The organism is Plantibacter sp. MPB07, from assembly GCF_046619465.1.
In the GTDB taxonomy this organism is placed as follows: domain Bacteria; phylum Actinomycetota; class Actinomycetes; order Actinomycetales; family Microbacteriaceae; genus Plantibacter; species Plantibacter auratus.
The window spans coordinates 1,402,484-1,422,683 of record NZ_CP177043.1 but is presented as its reverse complement, the minus strand read 5'-3'; the positions used below and the strand labels follow the sequence as shown (position 1 = coordinate 1,422,683).

General features: G+C 65.6%; 14 protein-coding genes and 3 rRNA genes. 15 read left to right on the top strand and 2 right to left on the bottom strand.

All coding sequences use genetic code 11. From position 1 onward, the window contains the following. Positions 1-7: 7 nt before the first annotated feature. The 3 genes from argF (at position 8) to ACLIME_RS06660 (ending at position 3,082) form a co-directional block, all read left to right on the top strand. Entirely contained in the window at positions 8-949 is a 942-nt protein-coding gene (argF, locus tag ACLIME_RS06670; RefSeq protein ID WP_411558476.1) for an ornithine carbamoyltransferase, read from the top strand. Between the two features lie 69 nt (positions 950-1,018). Further along, positions 1,019-2,449, top strand: coding sequence for an argininosuccinate lyase (gene argH, locus ACLIME_RS06665; protein ID WP_411558475.1), 1,431 nt, complete (start codon positions 1,019-1,021; stop codon positions 2,447-2,449). Between the two features lie 15 nt (positions 2,450-2,464). Further along, on the top strand, positions 2,465-3,082 hold the full coding sequence (locus tag ACLIME_RS06660; RefSeq protein WP_411558474.1) for a DNA-3-methyladenine glycosylase: 618 nt from the start codon (positions 2,465-2,467) through the stop codon (positions 3,080-3,082). A gap of 9 nt (positions 3,083-3,091) precedes the next feature. Here the strand turns inward: ACLIME_RS06660 and ACLIME_RS06655 are convergent, their stop codons facing one another. Together ACLIME_RS06655 and ACLIME_RS06650 are read right to left on the bottom strand one after the other, a co-directional pair. Beyond that, positions 3,092-3,691, bottom strand: coding sequence for a hypothetical protein (locus tag ACLIME_RS06655; RefSeq protein WP_191941328.1), 600 nt, complete (start codon positions 3,689-3,691; stop codon positions 3,092-3,094). Beyond that, positions 3,688-4,320 (bottom strand): DNA-binding protein, encoded by a 633-nt coding sequence (locus tag ACLIME_RS06650; protein ID WP_411558473.1) that lies wholly within the window; start codon positions 4,318-4,320, stop codon positions 3,688-3,690. The genes ACLIME_RS06655 and ACLIME_RS06650 overlap by 4 nt, the downstream gene beginning before the upstream one ends. A gap of 168 nt (positions 4,321-4,488) precedes the next feature. On the opposite strand from ACLIME_RS06650, the gene tyrS reads away from it, so the two are divergent. The 12 genes from tyrS (at position 4,489) to recN (ending at position 20,195) form a co-directional block, all read left to right on the top strand. Beyond that, the gene (gene tyrS, locus ACLIME_RS06645) at positions 4,489-5,799 is read left to right on the top strand and encodes a tyrosine--tRNA ligase (RefSeq protein WP_121291724.1); all 1,311 of its coding nucleotides are present in this window, start codon (positions 4,489-4,491) and stop codon (positions 5,797-5,799) included. Between the two features lie 43 nt (positions 5,800-5,842). Continuing rightward, on the top strand, positions 5,843-7,777 hold the full coding sequence (locus ACLIME_RS06640; RefSeq protein ID WP_411558472.1) for a PQQ-binding-like beta-propeller repeat protein: 1,935 nt from the start codon (positions 5,843-5,845) through the stop codon (positions 7,775-7,777). A gap of 601 nt (positions 7,778-8,378) precedes the next feature. Further along, positions 8,379-9,899 (top strand): 16S ribosomal RNA (locus ACLIME_RS06635). A 452-nt stretch (positions 9,900-10,351) separates the two neighbouring features. After that, positions 10,352-13,469: ribosomal RNA gene (locus ACLIME_RS06630) — 23S ribosomal RNA — on the top strand. A gap of 136 nt (positions 13,470-13,605) precedes the next feature. Beyond that, positions 13,606-13,722: ribosomal RNA gene (gene rrf, locus ACLIME_RS06625) — 5S ribosomal RNA — on the top strand. The 16S, 23S and 5S rRNA genes sit together here, the layout of an rRNA operon. A gap of 187 nt (positions 13,723-13,909) precedes the next feature. After that, positions 13,910-14,542, top strand: a complete 633-nt coding sequence (locus tag ACLIME_RS06620) for a hypothetical protein (RefSeq protein ID WP_411558471.1) — start codon at positions 13,910-13,912, stop codon at positions 14,540-14,542. Between the two features lie 164 nt (positions 14,543-14,706). Next, positions 14,707-15,375, top strand: coding sequence for a hypothetical protein (locus ACLIME_RS06615; RefSeq protein WP_244175508.1), 669 nt, complete (start codon positions 14,707-14,709; stop codon positions 15,373-15,375). After that, the gene (locus ACLIME_RS06610) at positions 15,305-16,381 is read left to right on the top strand and encodes an HAD-IIA family hydrolase (RefSeq protein ID WP_079706107.1); all 1,077 of its coding nucleotides are present in this window, start codon (positions 15,305-15,307) and stop codon (positions 16,379-16,381) included. Before ACLIME_RS06615 ends, ACLIME_RS06610 begins: the two co-directional genes overlap by 71 nt. A gap of 91 nt (positions 16,382-16,472) precedes the next feature. Continuing rightward, complete coding sequence (locus ACLIME_RS06605; RefSeq protein ID WP_162852287.1) at positions 16,473-16,631, top strand: hypothetical protein; 159 nt, start codon at positions 16,473-16,475, stop codon at positions 16,629-16,631. A 3-nt stretch (positions 16,632-16,634) separates the two neighbouring features. Then, entirely contained in the window at positions 16,635-17,486 is an 852-nt protein-coding gene (locus tag ACLIME_RS06600) for a TlyA family RNA methyltransferase (RefSeq protein WP_411558470.1), read from the top strand. 4 nt (positions 17,487-17,490) lie between these two features. Beyond that, positions 17,491-18,501 carry an NAD kinase gene (locus tag ACLIME_RS06595; RefSeq protein ID WP_079706105.1) on the top strand — a complete coding sequence of 337 codons (1,011 nt, stop codon included), beginning with the start codon at positions 17,491-17,493 and terminating at the stop codon, positions 18,499-18,501. Beyond that, positions 18,498-20,195, top strand: a complete 1,698-nt coding sequence (gene recN, locus ACLIME_RS06590; RefSeq protein ID WP_124769479.1) for a DNA repair protein RecN — start codon at positions 18,498-18,500, stop codon at positions 20,193-20,195. The genes ACLIME_RS06595 and recN overlap by 4 nt, the downstream gene beginning before the upstream one ends. Positions 20,196-20,200 lie beyond the last annotated feature (5 nt).

The window sequence follows — 20,200 nt, the reverse complement described above, 5'->3', positions numbered from 1 at the left end:
ACCAGCCATGACCCGTCACTTCCTCCGCGACGACGACCTCAGCCCGGCCGAGCAGGCCGAGATCCTCGACCTCGCCACCGAGCTGAAGCGCGACCGCTGGTCGCGCAAGCCGCTCGAAGGCCCGCAGACCGTCGCGGTCATCTTCGACAAGTCGTCGACGCGGACACGCGTCTCCTTCGCCGTGGGGATCGCCGACCTCGGCGGATCACCGCTCATCATCTCGACGGCCAACAGCCAGCTCGGCGGCAAGGAGACGGCCGCCGACACCGCTCGTGTCCTCGAACGTCAGGTCGCGGCGATCGTCTGGCGGACCTACGCCCAGTCCGGTCTCGAGGAGATCTCCGCCGGGACGACGGTGCCCGTCGTCAACGCGCTGTCCGACGACTTCCACCCGTGCCAGCTGCTCGCCGACCTCCTCACGATCCGCGAGCACAAGGGCGAACTGGCCGGTCTGACGATGTCGTTCTTCGGCGACGGTGCGAGCAACATGGCCCACTCCTACCTGTTGGCCGGTGCGACGGCGGGGATGCACGTCCGCATCGCCGCCCCGGCCGAGTTCGCCCCGGCTGCGGACGTCGTCGCCGACGCGGAGCGCATCGCCGCGACGACGGGCGGCTCCGTGCTCGTGACCACCGAACCCGACACTGCGGCGGCGGATGCCGACGTGATGATCACCGACACCTGGGTGTCGATGGGCAAGGAGGACGAGAAGGCGCAACGCGTCGCCATCTTCGGCGGCTACCGCGTCGACCGCAGGCTCATGGGGCTCGCAGCGTCCGACGCCGTCTTCATGCACTGCCTGCCAGCCGATCGCGGCTTCGAGGTCGAGGCCGAGGTCATCGACGGGGCGCAGAGCATCATCTGGGACGAGGCGGAGAACCGCCTCCACGCGCAGAAGGCCCTGCTGGTGTGGCTGCTCGAGCAGCAGCACGCTGGCCCCGCGGCCTGACCCTTCCCCGGCTGCGGCCGACCGACCAGTCCGGAGCACTCCGGGCGCCAGCAGTACAGGAGGCCCATCGTGGCAGATCAGCAGAACCGAGCAGGCGAATCCGGGGCCCTCTGGGGTGGACGCTTCGCGAGCGGACCGTCGCCGGAACTCGCCCGTCTGAGCAAGTCCACACAGTTCGACTGGGTCCTCGCCGCATACGACATCGCGGGTTCCCGCGCCCATGCCAAGGCGCTCGCGTCGGCGGGGTACCTCGACGAGGACGAGCTTCGCGGAATGCTCGCCGCCCTCGACGTCCTGGACGCCGACGTGGCCGACGGGACGTTCGTCGCGGCGGAGGGCGATGAGGACGTCCACTCGGCGCTGGAACGCGGGCTCGTCGAACGGGCCGGCAAGGAACTCGGTGGGAAGCTGCGTGCCGGCCGGAGCCGGAACGACCAGATCGCGACGCTCGTGCGCCTCTACCTCATCGATCACGGACGGGTGATCGCCCGCGACGTCATCCACCTGATCGACGCGATCGTCTCCCAGGCCGAAGCACACCCCGACGCGGTGATGCCCGGCCGCACGCACCTGCAGCACGCCCAGCCGGTGTTGCTCGCCCACCAGCTGCTCGCCCACGCCTGGCCGCTCACCCGCGACCTGGAACGGCTCCGCGACTGGCTCGCCCGGGCGAGCGCCTCGCCGTACGGTTCCGGAGCGCTCGCCGGCAGTTCCCTCGGGCTCGACCCGGTGCTCGTTGCGCACGAGCTCGGGCTCGACCGGCCGACCGAGAACTCGATCGACGCCACCGCCAGCCGCGACGTCGTGGCTGAGTTCGCGTTCATCACCTCGCTGATCGGGATCAACCTGTCCCGGTTCGCTGAGGAGATCATCGTCTGGAACACCCGTGAGTTCGGGTTCGTGACCCTCGACGACGCCTACTCGACCGGCTCGAGCATCATGCCGCAGAAGAAGAACCCCGACATCGCCGAACTCGCCCGCGGGAAGTCCGGGCGACTCATCGGGAACCTGACCGGGTTGCTGGCGACGCTGAAGGCGCTGCCGCTCGCGTACAACCGCGACCTGCAGGAGGACAAGGAGCCGGTGTTCGACTCCGTGAACCAGCTGGAGGTGTTGCTGCCGGCGTTCACCGGGATGGTGGCGACGCTCCGCTTCGACACGGCGCGGCTGCGTGAGCTCGCACCGGAGGGGTTCTCCCTCGCGACAGACGTAGCCGAGTGGCTCGTCAAGCAAGGTGTGGCCTTCCGCGACGCTCACGAGATCAGCGGCGAGCTCGTGCGGTACTGCGAGGAGCGCGGGCTGGCACTCGACGAACCCGACGACGCATCACTGGCGGATGTCTCGGCACATCTCACGCCGGCCGTGCGGAGCGTCCTGACCGTCGACGGCTCGATCGGTAGCCGACTCGGCGCCGGTGGGACTGCGCCGGAGCGGGTCCAGGACCAGCTCGTGACGCTCGTCGGGCGGGTGGGCGCGCTGTCGCAGGCCCTCTCGCTCTAGACGGGGCGGGGTCCGATGACGACGGCCGGTCCGCTGCGGGCGCTGACCTCGGGATCGGCTCTCGAGGTCGCGCCCGCGCTGCTCGGGGCGGTGCTGTCCCACACGACGCCCGAGGGCACCGTGTCGGTCCGCCTCACCGAGGTCGAGGCCTATCTCGGGGTCGGCGAGGATCCCGGCTCCCATGCGCACCGTGGTCCGACCCCGCGCACGAGTCCGATGTTCGGTCCGCCCGGGCATCTGTACGCATACTTCAGCTACGGCATGCACGTCTGCATCAACGTCGTGTGCTCACCGGTCGGCACGGCGTCGGCCGTCCTCCTGCGCGCCGGCGAGGTCGTCGCGGGGCTGGAGCTCGCGCGGATGCGACGCGGTGAACGGGTGCCGGATCGCGACCTGGCCAGAGGACCGGCGCGGCTCACCGTGGCGCTCGGGATCGCGCTCGACCAGTCGGGTGACGACCTCGCCGAGCAGCCCTTCGAGCTGCTCCTGCCCGAGCGCCCGCTTGCCGTGGCGGCCGGTCCGCGGACGGGCGTCAGTGGGGTCGGTGGGGGAGCCGCCTACCCGTGGCGGTTCGTGCTCCCGGGCGAGACGACCGTCTCGCCCTACCGCCGCTCGCCCAGGGCCGTGGACTGACCCGCCGGCTCAGCCTCGCGCGAGCAGCAGGATCGACGCCACCCCGGCAGCCCAGAGGAGGCTGGCCAGCGAGCCGATGATGAACCGCTCGCGCGCCTCGGCCGAGTCGAGTTCGGTGAAGCGTCCGACACCCTTCACCGCGACGATGACCGCGATCGCCTCCGGATAGCCGGAGAACAACGCGGCGACGAGGGCGAGCCGTTCCAGGATCCCGATCGCGGTCCCGCCGCGCAGCACTTCGATCGGACGTCCCACGACCTGCGAGGCGCTCGGGTTCCGGTGCTCCACGAGGATGCCGCCGTGGATCCCGGGGGCGACGCTGCCCTTCGTCGCGAGGGCGAGGACGAAGGAGGCGATCGGACCACCGCCGGCGACCGCGACGGCGAGGACGAAGACGCCGAGGAGCACGAGTGCCGGACCGGTCGGCGGAACCGAGGGGACGAGCGCGACCAGGAGGGCCCCGATCACCATGAGGGCAGCCGCCACGACCATGAGACGATCCGCGAGACGCGCGCTCAGCACCCGGGCCAGCAGGAGGAAGACGAGCGCGCTTCCGAGGAGGCCGATGACGGTCGGCCAGGTGATGGGCGTGAGCGTGACGAGGTTCATCGCTCGTCCTTTCGGTCGTCGGGGTGGTGCACGGAGGCGTCCTGGTCGAGCTTCGCCAGGAGGCGGATGAGCGCGGTGGTCGCCGCGGCTTCGGCTCGGACTCCGGCGGCCGCGACCCGGCGACTGACCGAACTCTCGGTGATGCCGAGTCGTGCCGCAGCCTCGGACTGGGTCACGCCGGCCGCGAGCAGGTCTGCGACCTCCCATCCGCCGGCGGTCCGCCGGTCGCGGAGGTGGAGGAGGAGTACGATGAGCGCTTCGACGTCGGCGCCGCCCTGCTGGTCGGCCGCCTCGAGCGCGAACCGGAAGGGCGCCCGCTTGGCCCGCGTGACGGCCTCCCGCGCGGCATAGAAGGCCTGACCGGTCGCGGCTCGGGTTGAATCGGGGAGCGGACGCCGGACGTCGCCTTGTCCGATGCCCACGCTCCAGCCGCGATCCCGGAGGAGGTCGAGGGCGATGGCGAGCGCGACTTCGGCATCCTCGGTGGCGAGCTGGAACTCGTCGCCCGCCGTGCGTTCGGCCTGGAGGAGCAGGCTCTCCGAGAACCGTTCGTTGATCGACTCGATGACACCGGCGGCGCGATCAGGGCCGGTCCGGCTCGCGATCTGATCGACGGTCAGCACGTACACGGCTCTCCTCTCGGCGGTGGGTCGGCTCGATCACCCTAGTCGCAACGTGCAGGTATTTCCACAACTCCGACGAATGAGAGGAATTCCTGCACGTCGTGGTCGCCGCGATCGCGCCGGTGCCGATGCGCCCGATCCAGCAGCCGATGCCGCGCTGATAGCCTTGCAAGCGTGTCGAACCTCGCTCTTCCTGACCAGCGCAACGATCCGACCTTCGAGGACGTCTGGGACGAACTCGTCTGGCGCGGGCTCGTCCACGTGTCGACGGATCAGCAGGAGCTGAAGCGTCTGCTCGGTGGAGCGCCGATCACCTACTACTGCGGGTTCGACCCGACGGCTGCGAGCCTCCACCTGGGCAACCTGGTCCAGCTGCTCGTCATGCGTCGGCTGCAGCTGGCCGGACACCGCCCGCTCGGGCTCGTCGGTGGTTCGACCGGCCTCATCGGCGACCCACGACCGACCGCCGAGCGCACGCTGAACACGCCGGACACCGTCGCCGAGTGGGTGCAGTCGCTCCGCGCGCAGATCGAACGCTTCCTCAGTTTCGAGGGCGACAACGCCGCGCGCATGGTCAACAACCTCGATTGGACCGCACCGCTCTCCGCGATCGACTTCCTCCGGGAGATCGGCAAGCACTACCGCGTCGGCACGATGCTGAAGAAGGACGCGGTCAGTGCCCGCCTCAACTCGGAGGCGGGGATCAGCTACACCGAGTTCAGTTACCAGATCCTCCAGGGGATGGACTACCTCGAGCTGTACCGCGAATACGGCTGCGTCCTGCAGACCGGCGGGAGCGACCAGTGGGGCAACCTCACGAGCGGCACCGACCTCATCCACCGGGTCGAGCGGGCCACCGTCCACGCGATCGGGACCCCGCTGATCACGAACTCGGACGGCACGAAGTTCGGGAAGAGCGAAGGCAACGCGGTCTGGCTCGATCCGAGCATGACGAGCCCGTACGCGTTCTACCAGTTCTGGGTCAACACCGACGATGCGGACGTCATCGCCCGGCTGAAGGTGTTCACCTTCCTCGATCGGGTGGAGATCGAGCGACTGGCGGCCGCGACCGAGTCGGAACCGTTCAAGCGTGAGGCGCAGAAGACCCTCGCCTACGCCGTCACCGCGCTCGTCCACGGGGTCGCCGCGACGGATGCGGCCATCGCCGCGTCGGCTGCGCTCTTCGGTCAGGGCGATCTGGACGCACTCGACGCGGACACGCTGCGGTCGGCCGTCACGGAGCTGCCGAACGCGCGGGTGGCCGCGGAGACGCTCGTCATCCAGGCGCTCGTCGACACGGAGCTGTGCTCGAGCCTCGGTGAGGCTCGACGCGCGGTCGCCCAGGGAGGCGTCTCGGTGAACAACCGCAAGATCGACGACGTCGACGCGACCCTGGACGACCGGTTCCTCACGGGCGGGGTGGCCGTGCTGCGCCGCGGCAAGCGCACCCTCGCCGGGCTGTTCCTCGACGGAGCGCCCGCCTGATCCGCCGACGACGGCATCGTCGTCGTCATCGAACCTGAAGGGGATGCTCCGAGTGCAGCTCTGCGAGGCGTGCGGGACCGAGATCGTCGACCGTCGCGACGGTGTGTGCCCGAGTTGTGGGGCCATGCTGCCGCTGCGCACGGGCGAGCTGTCGACGGTGGAGACCCTGGCCGAGGCCGAGGCGGCAGAGCCGGAGCCGGTGGACGAATCGGCGGACGAGCCCGAGTCGGAGTCGACGGACGACCGGCCCACGCCGGCCGACGACGGCGACCTCGTCGAGACCGATGCACCCCACGTCGAGACCGGTGCCCCCGCGGGTGAAGCCGATCGACTGCCGTCGCCGGACGTGGACACGACTGAGCCCACGACCCCCGGTACCGCGACGTCGATCCCGGCGAACGCGGTGACGACAGCGGTCCCGGACCCCGAGTTCACCAACCCGGCCCCGGCCCCGACGCCGACGCCGACGAAGGCGTCGACTCCGCTCCCGGCGACAGCCGTTGCGGTCGAGCCGGCTTCGGCAAGCGCCGCGGGGGAGGCGCCTGGGGAACAGACCGCGACCGAGAGCGGGCCCCGGGTCCTCTGGCACCCTGATTCGTTGCCTACCACGCTCAAGCGGACCCCCTCGCGCCGACGATGGTTCCTCCTCGGCGGACTCGCACTGGCCGTGGTCGCTGCGATCGTCGCGGTCGTGCTCATCGTGGTCGCGGCCGTTCCCCACCGCGTCGAGGGGCTCGCGCTCCTCCGCGACCTCCCGACGAAGCCGACCGTCGGAACGTGGGAACTCGCGCATCCGCTGGACGACGAGGTGCCCGCGGGCGACGAGCTCTACCTGAACGGGTACACCGCGAGCCCCAACACCGCGCTGCTCGTGTGGTCGACAGACCGGCCACTGGATCAGTCGGCCCTCGACGACGCTCCGGGCGAGACCGTGGTCTCCCTGGTGAACACGGCGAACGGCCACACCCTCTGGGACCGTCGCGTCACCGAGCTCTCTCCGGAGTTCGACCGCTTCGACGCACCGGTGGTCGTCTCCCCACCGGATGCGGCCGCGATCGTGCTCAGCCAGGGTGACCTCATGGTCGCCGTGAGCCGTCGCGACGGGCACGTGGTGTCCACCTCGCAAGAGCACTCGAGTGTCGAGGGGATCGGCTTCGCCGACTTCGCTGCACCGGCGGCGTTCGTCCCGGGTCTCGAGGGAGACCTGCTCATCTCGTCGACCACGGCCGACGGCACCGGGACGGTCGGCCGCTACCGGTCGACGGACCTGACCGACCCGGTCTGGGAGGTCAGCGGTGACGCCGGCGAGCGGGCGACCACCGCGGGCGACAAGCTCTTCTACGACGGTGCGGTCTACTCGCTCGACGACGGATCGACCATCGACTGGCAGGGCGACCTCTCCTGGTACTACCAGCAGGTGGGCGGCGATCTCGTCGCGATCGACTACTCCGGCAACGACACCACGATCCGCGGGGTGGACGACCGCACCGGCGCCGAGCGCTGGAAGGCGACCGGGGCGCTGCCGGTGGTGCTCGACGCGAGCGGGCTGTTGGTCGTCGCCGACCAGTCGGGGGAGCGGGTCCGCCGCCTCGACCCGCGATCCGGCGAGGTCGAGTGGCGCAGCGGACTGACGAGCACCTGGGACGGCGCCTACACCGTGGGCGACACGATCATGCTCGGTGACGGCGAAGGCGGATACACCGGGGTCGGCGCTCGCGATGGTGAGATCCGATACGAGGAGCAGGACGCCGAGGGCAGCCTCGTCGGATACAGCGATCGGACCCTCCTGCTCACGCTCGACGGCACGCTCGTCGGGATCGACTCGACCACGGGCGAGCGCAGTTGGTCGGTCGACTCCGCCGGAGACGAGTACTCGTTCACCGCCTGGGGCGGAAGCCCACTCGCCGTCGCGACGGTCGTCGCGGCCGGTTCCGGCTCAGCGGCCGTCCTCGGCATCGGTGACGCTGATCGGGACTGAAGCGCGTGGATCCGGGCGACACGCCCGGGATGCAGCGATGATTTGCCAGCCCCTGGCGGTCTGCGTAAAGTAATCACTCGTCACCCCAAAGGTGCGGGAAGCGGAAGAGCTTCCCGGCCTCAAGTGGGACTGATACCCAGCCAAAAGCCGAGCATCTCCACGTGAGTCAAAATCACACTTGAGATCGTCTCACTTCAAGACTAGGTTGGAACTTCCCAGCTCTCGGGTCATCGAAGCGGTGAGGATCAGACGGACTCCGGTCCACTCAGATCAGCTCCTGGTTCGACTTGACAAGAACCGAAGAAGTGGTAAGTTAGAGAAGTTGCCCTGCAGGGCGGTCGTGATGGCCAAAGGCAGGAGCATCCGATCCTTGAGAACTCAACAGCGTGCACAATGTCAAATGCCAAAAACCTCGTGCAATTGATGCCTTCCTTTTCGGTTGGTTGATGTTGTAAGAGATTCCTTTGGAAAACATTTAAACAAAACAAAGCAAGTCAGTAATGATTTGTTCTGTCAGTTTCAAACTTGCATCGTGTTCACCTATTCCGGTGGCATGGTGCGCGAAATGTGCCGGCTGCTTCGGTGGTCGTGCAATTCAACATTTACGGAGAGTTTGATCCTGGCTCAGGACGAACGCTGGCGGCGTGCTTAACACATGCAAGTCGAACGATGAAGCCCAGCTTGCTGGGTGGATTAGTGGCGAACGGGTGAGTAACACGTGAGTAACCTGCCCTTGACTCTGGGATAAGCGTTGGAAACGACGTCTAATACCGGATACGAGCTTCCACCGCATGGTGAGTTGCTGGAAAGAATTTTGGTCAAGGATGGACTCGCGGCCTATCAGCTTGTTGGTGAGGTAATGGCTCACCAAGGCGACGACGGGTAGCCGGCCTGAGAGGGTGACCGGCCACACTGGGACTGAGACACGGCCCAGACTCCTACGGGAGGCAGCAGTGGGGAATATTGCACAATGGGCGAAAGCCTGATGCAGCAACGCCGCGTGAGGGACGACGGCCTTCGGGTTGTAAACCTCTTTTAGCAGGGAAGAAGCGAAAGTGACGGTACCTGCAGAAAAAGCACCGGCTAACTACGTGCCAGCAGCCGCGGTAATACGTAGGGTGCAAGCGTTGTCCGGAATTATTGGGCGTAAAGAGCTCGTAGGCGGTTTGTCGCGTCTGCTGTGAAATCCCGAGGCTCAACCTCGGGTCTGCAGTGGGTACGGGCAGACTAGAGTGCGGTAGGGGAGATTGGAATTCCTGGTGTAGCGGTGGAATGCGCAGATATCAGGAGGAACACCGATGGCGAAGGCAGATCTCTGGGCCGCTACTGACGCTGAGGAGCGAAAGGGTGGGGAGCAAACAGGCTTAGATACCCTGGTAGTCCACCCCGTAAACGTTGGGCGCTAGATGTGGGGACCATTCCACGGTTTCCGTGTCGTAGCTAACGCATTAAGCGCCCCGCCTGGGGAGTACGGCCGCAAGGCTAAAACTCAAAGGAATTGACGGGGGCCCGCACAAGCGGCGGAGCATGCGGATTAATTCGATGCAACGCGAAGAACCTTACCAAGGCTTGACATATACGAGAACGGGCCAGAAATGGTCAACTCTTTGGACACTCGTAAACAGGTGGTGCATGGTTGTCGTCAGCTCGTGTCGTGAGATGTTGGGTTAAGTCCCGCAACGAGCGCAACCCTCGTTCTATGTTGCCAGCACGTAATGGTGGGAACTCATGGGATACTGCCGGGGTCAACTCGGAGGAAGGTGGGGACGACGTCAAATCATCATGCCCCTTATGTCTTGGGCTTCACGCATGCTACAATGGCCAGTACAAAGGGCTGCAATACCGTAAGGTGGAGCGAATCCCAAAAAGCTGGTCCCAGTTCGGATTGAGGTCTGCAACTCGACCTCATGAAGTCGGAGTCGCTAGTAATCGCAGATCAGCAACGCTGCGGTGAATACGTTCCCGGGCCTTGTACACACCGCCCGTCAAGTCATGAAAGTCGGTAACACCCGAAGCCAGTGGCCTAACCGCAAGGATGGAGCTGTCTAAGGTGGGATCGGTAATTAGGACTAAGTCGTAACAAGGTAGCCGTACCGGAAGGTGCGGCTGGATCACCTCCTTTCTAAGGAGCATGTGCAACGCTCGTCTGTATACAGCGAGGTTTACGTTGCCAAGTCACACTGAGACGAATGTTCTCGGGTGGCGCTCATGGGTGGAACATTGACATTGATGCAGACGTGAGAGTCTGCCAGCAAGTACGTCTTCTTCGGGAGATTGGAACGGTGGCCGGCTGGAGGGTTTGCATATGCACGCTGTTGGGTCCTGAGGGACCGGATCTTCTCCGCTTCGGTGGAGGAAGGACGAACCTCAGGGCCTCTTTTGCTTGACATCAATGGTCAAGGAGAGAGGTACCGCCCGTACTTTGAGAACTACACAGTGGACGCGAGCATCTTAGATTCATGACCCTTTGGGGTTGTGGATCACAAAGATCAAAACATGCTTCTTCGGAAGTGATGTTGATCATTGGTCAATCTGCATCAGGTAACTGGTGCCGATCGATTCAAACTCATGTGATTTCAAATTTCTAAGAGCAAACGGTGGATGCCTTGGCATCTGGAGCCGAAGAAGGACGTAGTAATCTGCGATAAGCCTCGGGGAGCTGATAAACGAGCTGTGATCCGAGGATTTCCGAATGGGGAAACCCCGCCAGGCCCCTTGTGGTGATCTGGTGACTCCCGCCTGAATATATAGGGCGGGTAGAGGGAACGGGGGGAAGTGAAACATCTCAGTACCCCCAGGAAGAGAAAACAACAGTGATTCCGTCAGTAGTGGCGAGCGAAATCGGAAGAGGCTAAACCGGGCATGTGTGATAGCTATCAGGCGTTGCATGTCCGGGGTTGTGGGACTTCTCACTCCGAACTGATATTCGGGGAGCATTAGAACGTGGTATAGACGAATGGGATTGAAAGCCCAGCCAGAGACGGTGCCAGCCCGGTAGTCGAAATGCTGCAATCGTGCGAGGAGTATCCCAAGTAGCACGGGGCCCGAGAAATCCCGTGTGAATCTGTCAGGACCACCTGATAAGCCTAAATACTCCCAGATGACCGATAGCGGACAAGTACCGTGAGGGAAAGGTGAAAAGTACCCCGGGAGGGGAGTGAAATAGTACCTGAAACCGTTTGCTTACAAACCGTTGGAGCACCCTTGTTGGTGTGACAGCGTGCCTTTTGAAGAATGAGCCTGCGAGTTAGCGATATGTGGCGAGGTTAACCCGTGTGGGGTAGCCGTAGCGAAAGCGAGTCTGAATAGGGCGATTCAGTCGCATGTCCTAGACCCGAAGCGAAGTGATCTATCCATGGCCAGGTTGAAGCGACGGTAAGACGTCGTGGAGGACCGAACCCACTTAGGTTGAAAACTGAGGGGATGAGCTGTGGATAGGGGTGAAAGGCCAATCAAACTTCGTGATAGCTGGTTCTCTCCGAAATGCATTTAGGTGCAGCGTTGCGTGTTTCTTGCCGGAGGTAGAGCTACTGGATGGCCGATGGGGCCCAAAAGCTTACTGACGTCAGCCAAACTCCGAATGCCGGTAAGTGAGAGCGCAGCAGTGAGACGGTGGGGGATAAGCTTCATCGTCGAGAGGGAAACAACCCAGACCACCAACTAAGGTCCCAAAGCGCGTGCTAAGTGGGAAAGGATGTGGAGTTGCACAGACAACCAGGAGGTTGGCTTAGAAGCAGCCACCCTTGAAAGAGTGCGTAATAGCTCACTGGTCAAGTGATTCCGCGCCGACAATGTAACGGGGCTCAAGCACGCCACCGAAGTTGTGGCATTGATATTTTTGGTAGGCCTTCGTGGTCCAGCCGTATTGATGGGTAGGAGAGCGTCGTGTGGCGAGTGAAGCGGCGGTGTAAACCAGCCGTGGACGCTACACGAGTGAGAATGCAGGCATGAGTAGCGAAAGACATGTGAGAAACATGTCCTCCGAAAGACCAAGGGTTCCAGGGTCAAGCTAATCTTCCCTGGGTAAGTCGGGACCTAAGGCGAGGCCGACAGGCGTAGTCGATGGACAACGGGTTGATATTCCCGTACCCGCGAAGAACCGCCCAAGATAATCCAGTGGTGCTAAGAGTCCTAACCCGGACGACTGATTCCCTTCGGGGATGATGGGTCCGGTCTAACGCTCGACCCCATGCTGGTGCGTTTAGCGTATTAACAGGTGTGACGCAGGAAGGTAGCCTATGCCGGGCGATGGTTGTCCCGGTGTAAGTGCGTAGGCTGAGAGATAGGCAAATCCGTCTCTCGTGAAGGCTGAGACACGATACGGACCCGTAAGGGATAGTAGGTGATCCTATGCTGCCAAGAAAAGCATCGACGCGAGGTTCTAGTGGCCCGTACCCCAAACCGACTCAGGTGGTCAGGTAGAGAATACTAAGGAGATCGAGAGAATCGTGGTTAAGGAACTCGGCAAAATGCCCCCGTAACTTCGGGAGAAGGGGGGCCTGAGGCGTATTAGGACTTGCTCCGAAAGCGTTTGAAGGCCGCAGAGACCAGTGGGAAGCGACTGTTTACTAAAAACACAGGTCCGTGCCAAGTCGCAAGACGATGTATACGGACTGACGCCTGCCCGGTGCTGGAAGGTTAAGAGGAACGGTTAGCCGCAAGGCGAAGCTGAGAATTTAAGCCCCAGTAAACGGCGGTGGTAACTATAACCATCCTAAGGTAGCGAAATTCCTTGTCGGGTAAGTTCCGACCTGCACGAATGGCGTAACGACTTCCCAGCTGTCTCAACCGCGAACTCGGCGAAATTGCATTACGAGTAAAGATGCTCGTTACGCGCAGCAGGACGGAAAGACCCCGTGACCTTTACTACAGCTTGGTATTGGTGTTCGGTGTGGCTTGTGTAGGATAGGTGGGAGACTTTGAAGCTTGGACGCTAGTTCAGGTGGAGTCATTGTTGAAATACCACTCTGGTCACTCTGGATATCTAACTTCGAACCGTAATCCGGTTCAGGGACAGTGCCTGGTGGGTAGTTTAACTGGGGCGGTTGCCTCCCAAAAAGTAACGGAGGCGCCCAAAGGTTCCCTCAACCTGGTTGGCAATCAGGTGTCGAGTGTAAGTGCACAAGGGAGCTTGACTGTGAGACTGACAAGTCGAGCAGGGACGAAAGTCGGGACTAGTGATCCGGCAGTGGCTTGTGGAAGCGCTGTCGCTCAACGGATAAAAGGTACCTCGGGGATAACAGGCTGATCTTGCCCAAGAGTCCATATCGACGGCATGGTTTGGCACCTCGATGTCGGCTCGTCGCATCCTGGGGCTGGAGTAGGTCCCAAGGGTTGGGCTGTTCGCCCATTAAAGCGGTACGCGAGCTGGGTTTAGAACGTCGTGAGACAGTTCGGTCCCTATCCGCTGCGCGCGCAGGAAATTTGAAAGGATCTGACCCTAGTACGAGAGGACCGGGTTGGACGAACCTCTGGTGTGTCAGTTGTTCCGCCAGGAGCACCGCTGATTAGCTACGTTCGGGATGGATAACCGCTGAAAGCATCTAAGCGGGAAGCCGGCCTTAAGATGAGATTTCCATGCCTTCGGGCGAGAGGCTCCCAGCCAGACTACTGGGTTGATAGGCCGGATGTGGAAGAGAGGACGAAAGACTCTCGGAGCTGACCGGTACTAATAAGCCGATAATTTGATAACACTTTCTTTGTTTGAATACGAAGATGCTACGCGTCCACTGAGTGGTTCTCGATGTACGGTCGAGAACCCGCAAACAACACCACTGTGTTCGCACAGCGTGTTGGTTTGCTTGTTCACTTTGATACATCAATAGTGTTTCGGCGGCCATAGCGAGAGGGAAACGCCCGGTCACATTCCGAACCCGGAAGCTAAGACTCTTTGCGCCGATGGTACTGCAGGGGGGACCCTGTGGGAGAGTAGGACACCGCCGGACTTCTTCGTTGAAATGGCCACCCAAGGTTCTTGGGTGGCCATTTTGCGTTAACACGCTTTGTGCGTGAAGTCGTCGTTTCACGGGTACCGTGGGACAAGAATTCAACAGTAGGTTGACGCCGGGTGACGGCGTCCGAGCACCGTGGAGATCATCGTGAGTGACCAGTCAGCAGACCAGCCCGACAAGGGTGAGCGACGTCCTCCGAGATCTTCCGGTGACAACCGTGGGAACGGTGGTGCTCCACGGCGCGATGATCGCGTTCGTGGCACCGACCGCCCGCAGCGGTCCGATGCGCCCAGGAGCGATCGTCCACGCACGGATCGTCCGCAGCGATCCGACCGTCCATCACGCAGCGGTGACCGTCCGTCATCAGGGGACCGTCCGCAGCGTTCGGATCGCCCGGCTTGGCAGAAAGATCGCCCGGCGTCCGGCGACCGACCGCAGCGCTCGGACCGTCCCGCGCGCAGTGGTGACCGTCCGTCATCCGGAGATCGACCGCAGCGTTCGGACCGCCCGGCTTGGCAGCAGGATCGGCCAGCGTCCGGCGATCGTCCGCAACGCTCGGACCGTCCCGCCTGGCAGCAGGATCGTCCGTCGTCGGGGGATCGTCCGCAGCGGTCCGACCGTCCCGCACGCAGTGGTGACCGTCCGTCCTCCGGAGATCGTCAGGACCGCGGAAACCGGACCGACCGTGGACACTCCTCTGAGCGTGGTGGCCGTCCCGACCGCGGCCGCGACAGCGCTGGACGCGAGCTGTGGACGCGCGATGGCGCTCCGGCCCGCGGCGACCGCGACGCGTTCCGACGCGAGCGCGAGCTGACCGAGGAAGAGCGCATCGCGTTCGAGCTCAAGTCGATCCGTCCGCGTCACGACGACCCGGAGATCCCTGACGACGTCACGCCGCAGGACCTGGACAAGGGTGCGCGGAACGAGCTGAAGACCCTGAGCAAGGAGAACGCCGACGGCGTCGCGCAGCACTTGGCGATGGCGGCGCGACTGATCGACAGCGATCCTGCGTTGGCCCACCTCCACGCGATGTCCGCTGCCCGTCGGGCCGGCCGGATCGCGATGGTCCGCGAGACCCTCGCCATCACCGCGTACGAGACCGGCGACTACGCCCTCGCGCTTCGCGAGCTGCGGACCTATCGCCGTATCTCCGGCAAGGACGACCAGCTGCCGCTCATGGTGGACAGTGAACGCGGCGTCGGCCGTCCGGAGCGTGCCTTGGAACTCGGACGGTCCGTCGATCGCTCGACCCTCGACGTGCCGGTCCGCGTCGCCCTCGCGATCGCGATGTCGGGTGCCCGGCTCGACCTCGGGCAGACCGAGGACGCGCTGCTCGAGCTCCAGATCCCACAGCTCGACCCGAAGCGGGCCTTCTCCTACAGCCCGGCGCTGTTCAACGCGTACGCCGAGACCCTCGAGGTCCTCGGCCGTGAGGAGGAGGCGGCCGTCTGGCACGACCGGGCGATGATCGCTTCCGAAGCGCTCGAGCAGTCCGCTGCGGACGACGAGGGCGAGACGATGGTGGTCGTGGAGGAGTTCCTCGAGTTCGACGACGAACCCGAGTCGCCCACGGCTGATGCCCCTGAATCCGACGATCAGCCCGGGGAGGAGCCGTCCGGTGAGTCCGCTGCTGACGAGAAGGCCTAAGCCCGTGACCCCGCTCGACGGCGTCGACGTGGTCCTCGCGGATCTGGACGGCGTGGTCTACGCCGGCCCGAACCCGATCCCACACGCAGTCGAGTCGCTGAACCTGGCGGCAGAGCACGTTCGCGTCGGATACATCACGAACAACGCCTCCCGGACGGACGCCTCCGTCGCGCAGCACCTGACCGACCTCGGTCTCAGTGTCGCGCCGGCAGAGGTCGTCACGAGCCCTCAGGCCGCGGTCCGGCTGCTGGCGGGCCTGGTGCCCGCCGGGTCCACGATCTTGGTCGTCGGTGGCGCCGGGCTCGTCGACGAGGTCGAGAAGGGCGGCTTCGTCGTCACCCGCTCGGCTGAGGACTCGCCGGCTGCGGTGATCCAGGGCTTCGCTCCCGAGGTCGGCTGGTCGCAGCTGGCCGAAGCGGCGTTCGCGCTGCAGACGCCGACCGCCGACGGTTCCGAGCTGCCGTGGGTCGCGACGAACACGGACTGGACCATCCCGCAGGCTCGTGGGATCGCTCCGGGAAACGGCACGCTGGTGTCGGCCGTCCACACGGCGGTCGGCCGTCTGGCGACCGTCGCCGGGAAGCCGGAGGTACCGATCTTCGACGAGGCGAAGGTGCGTTTCGGCGCATCGAAGCCGCTCTTCATCGGCGACCGACTCGACACCGACATCCTCGGCGCGAACCGCGCCGGGATCGCGTCAGCTCTCGTCCTGACCGGCATCGATCGGGCCAAGCATGTCCTCGCAGCCGACCAGCACTCCCGGCCGACCTTCATCCTCGAGGACCTGCGGCAGCTGCACGAGCCGTATCCGGCCACCACCATGTCGCGCGACGGCAAGGCGGCGACGGTCGGTGCGGCCACGGTGCGGATCCGTGGGAACGACGTCGTGGTGGAGTCCGACGGCCCGTCCCGGATCGACCTGTTGCGTGCCGCGTGCGCCGCGATCTGGGCGTCCGGCCGTGCCATCTACGGGCTCAACGTCCCGGAGCGCCTGTACGCGGAGTGATGCCCACCCCTCGGGAGGCGCGGTTCACCACGGGTGTTCGCCCACAGCGGTTCCCGGGGGCGGCGACGGCGGCGGCCGGTAGGGTTGCCCTGTGACGAACGAACCGGAGCACCCGACCGACGGCCTCGTGTCCCGCGTCCACCTCATCGACGAGCAGCCGCTCGAGGAGCGGGCCGCCGCATACAGCCAGCTCGTCGACGAACTGCGGGCGACGCTCGAAGGGAGCGACTCGCCGAAGACCTCGGCGTAGCGCATGGAGAACACACCCGAACCGTCGGCCACAGCCGATTCGCCGAACGGCGCCGCGCAGCCCGCCCGCCTCGACGCCGCCCTCGCCGCGCGAGGACTCGCCCGCTCCAGGACCCATGCGGCCCAGCTCATCGCCGACGGCCTCGTGAGTGTCGACGACCGCACGATCGTCAAAGCCTCCTACCGGGTCCACCCGGATGCTCGCGTCGTCGTCGCCGGCGCCGACCACTACGTGAGTCGCGCCGCCCACAAGTTGCTCGCCGCCCTGGACGCCTTCCCGGTCGTGGTCGACGACGCACTCGTCCTCGACGCAGGCGCCTCCACCGGCGGATTCACCCAGGTCCTGCTCGAGCGTGGAGCGCGTCGGGTGATCGCCCTCGACGTCGGGCACGACCAGCTCGTGCCGCAGCTCCGAGCAGACGAGCGGGTGCAGGTCGTGGAGGGGTGCAACGTCCGCTTCCTGACGCCGGAGCAGCTGAGCGATCTCACCGGTCTGGACGAGCGTCCGTCGCTCGTGGTCGGCGACCTCTCGTTCATCTCCCTCACGCAGGTGCTCCCGGCACTCGTGTCGGTCGTCGCGTCCCCGGCGGAACTCGTCCTGCTCGTCAAACCACAGTTCGAGGTCGGTCGTGGTGGCGTCCGTGAGGGCGTCGTCACCGATCCCGCGCTCCGTGCCGACGCCGTCGCAGGCGTCCTGTGGGCGGCCTGGGACCTCGGGCTCGGGACGGCGGGGCTCATCCCGTCGCCGATCGTCGGCACTCACGGCAACCGCGAGTACGTGGTGTGGATATCGGCGGAGCACGGAACCAATCCGACAGAATGGATGCAGCAGATCACCTCGATGGCTGGAGCGTAACCCGATGGCACATTCCACCGATCCTGCGGTCGCGGCGCGGAACATCCTGGTCGTCGCGCACACCGGTCGCGACGACTCACGCGATGCCGCCGTGCTCGTGTCCAGGCTGCTCCTGGAAGCGGGCGTCCGACCGGTCCTCAGCGCGCTGGAGCGGGCCGACCTCATCGCGGTCGACCCGGATCTCGACGTCGTCTCCATCCTCGACGAGGAGGTCTCGCTCGGCGACATCGAGCTGGCGATCGTCCTCGGCGGAGACGGCACGATCCTGCGAGCGGCCGAGGTCACGCGAGGATCGGCGGCGCCGCTGCTCGGGGTGAACCTCGGCCACATCGGCTTCCTCGCCGAGAGCGAGCGCGACGACCTCGCCGAGACGGTCGAACGCGTCGTACGTCGCGACTACTTCGTCGAGGAGCGCATGACGCTCTCCGTCCGGGTCAAGGTCGGCGCGGAGGTCGTCTACGAGACGTGGGCGCTCAACGAGGCCACGGTCGAGAAGGCGAGCCGGGAGCGCATGCTCGAGGTCGTGATCGAGGTCGATCAGCGTCCGCTCTCCTCCTTCGGGTGCGACGGGGTGGTCATCTCGACGCCGACCGGCTCCACCGCCTACAACTTCTCGGCCGGCGGCCCGGTCGTGTGGCCGTCGGTGGAGGCCATCACCCTCGTCCCGCTCAGCGCGCACGCCCTGTTCGCGAAGCCGCTCGTGGTCGGTCCGGAGTCGTCCCTCGCCGTCGAGGTGCTGGAACGCACCGACGGCCTCGGCGTGCTCTGGTGCGACGGCCGCCGGGCCAAGGATCTCCAGCCGGGCGCCCGGGTGGTCGTCAGACGCTCCTCGGTGCCGGTCCGCCTCGCGCGCCTCCACGAGAGCACCTTCACCGATCGACTCGTCAACAAGTTCCGGCTGCCGGTCACCGGTTGGCGCGGCCCCGTCGGACGCGAGGAGCCGATGACCGGCACGATCCACCTCCCGGCCTCCACGGCCACCCGACACCACAGCGATCAGGAGGGCACCGCATGATCGAGGAGATCGAGATCCGCGACCTCGGCGTGATCGCGTCCGGGACACTCCCGCTCGGTCCCGGCTTCACCGCCGTGACGGGCGAGACCGGCGCAGGCAAGACGATGGTCGTCACCGCCCTCGGGCTGCTCCTCGGACAGCGGTCGGACAGCGGCGTCGTGCGAGCGGGCCAGAAGCAGACGAGTGTCCAAGGACGCTGGTTGGTGCCGGGCGACGGCGCGGTCGCCGAGCGCGTCCGCGAGGCCGGGGGAGACCTCGATCCCGCGGGTGATGCCGCAGAGCTGCTGCTCGGTCGGATCGTGACCGCCGAGGGCCGCGGCCGCGCGATCGTCGGTGGCCGCACGGCCCCCATCGGGATCCTCTCCGAACTCGGCGAGCAGCTCGTCGTCGTGCATGGGCAGTCCGATCAGATCCGACTGCGGGCCGCGCCGGCCCAGCGGGACGCCCTGGACCGCTTCGCCGGCGAACCGCTCCAGCGTGCTCTCGGCGACTACCAGCGGTGCTACACGGAGCTCCTGGAGCTGCGGACGGAACTCGAGACCCTGACGAACGAGCGCGACACGCGACTCCTCGAGGCCGAGCAGCTGCGCGTCGCGCTCGCCGAGATCGAGCAGGCCGACCCACAGCCCGGCGAGGACGCCGAGCTCGCCGAGCGCGCAGATCGACTGACGAACCTCGAAGAGCTCCGCCTCTCGGCGGCCGGCGCCCGAGAGCTCGTCTCGGCCGAGGCCGGCGAGGAGAGCGACGTCGTCGGACTGCTCGAAGGCGCGCGGCGGCAGCTCGACCGGGCCTCGGTGCACGATCCCGCCCTCGGCGCGATCGCCGCGAGTGTCGCCAACGCGAGCTACCTGGCTGCTGAGATCGCCGCCGAGCTCTCGAGCTACCTCGCCGGACTCGACGAGGACGGCGCTCGCGAACTCGAGGTCGTCCAGGAGCGCCGCGCGACCCTCGCGACGCTCGCCAGGAAGTACGGTCCGTCGCCCGAGGACGTCCTGCACCTGCTCGAGACGGGCAGCACCCGCCTGATGGAACTCGACGGCGACTCCGACCGCATCACCCAGCTCGAGGGCGACGTCGAACGACTGTCCGGGGAGGTCGACGCCGCCGCCGCGACGTTGAGCGCCGTCCGGGTCGAAGCCGCCGCTCGACTCGGCGCAGCCGCGAGCGCGGAACTGCGCTCGCTCGCCATGGCCGAGGCGGAGCTCGTCGTCGAGGTGTCCGATCGCGACGACCTCACGCTGCACGGCAAGGACGTGATCGCCTTCCTCCTCCGGCCGCACGCCGGTGCAGAGCCCCGACCACTCGGCAAGGGCGCCTCGGGTGGAGAGCTGTCCCGCGTGATGCTCGCCCTCGAGGTCGTCATCGCCGGTGCGGACCCCGTGCCCACCTTCGTGTTCGACGAGGTCGACGCCGGTGTCGGCGGAGCCGCGGCGATCGAGATCGGGCGTCGCCTCGCGGCCCTCGCCGAGCGCTCGCAGGTGATCGTCGTCACCCACCTCGCGCAGGTCGCGGCCTTCGCCAACAACCACCTGAGCGTGGTCAAGGGCGGCGACGGTTCGGTGACGGCCTCGAGTGTGCGCCAGCTCGTCGGCGCCGAGCGGGAGGCGGAGATGGCGCGGCTGCTCTCCGGGCTCGCGGAGTCCGACAGCGGCCTCGCCCACGCCCGCGAACTGCTCGCCCTCGCAGCCTCCTGACGATG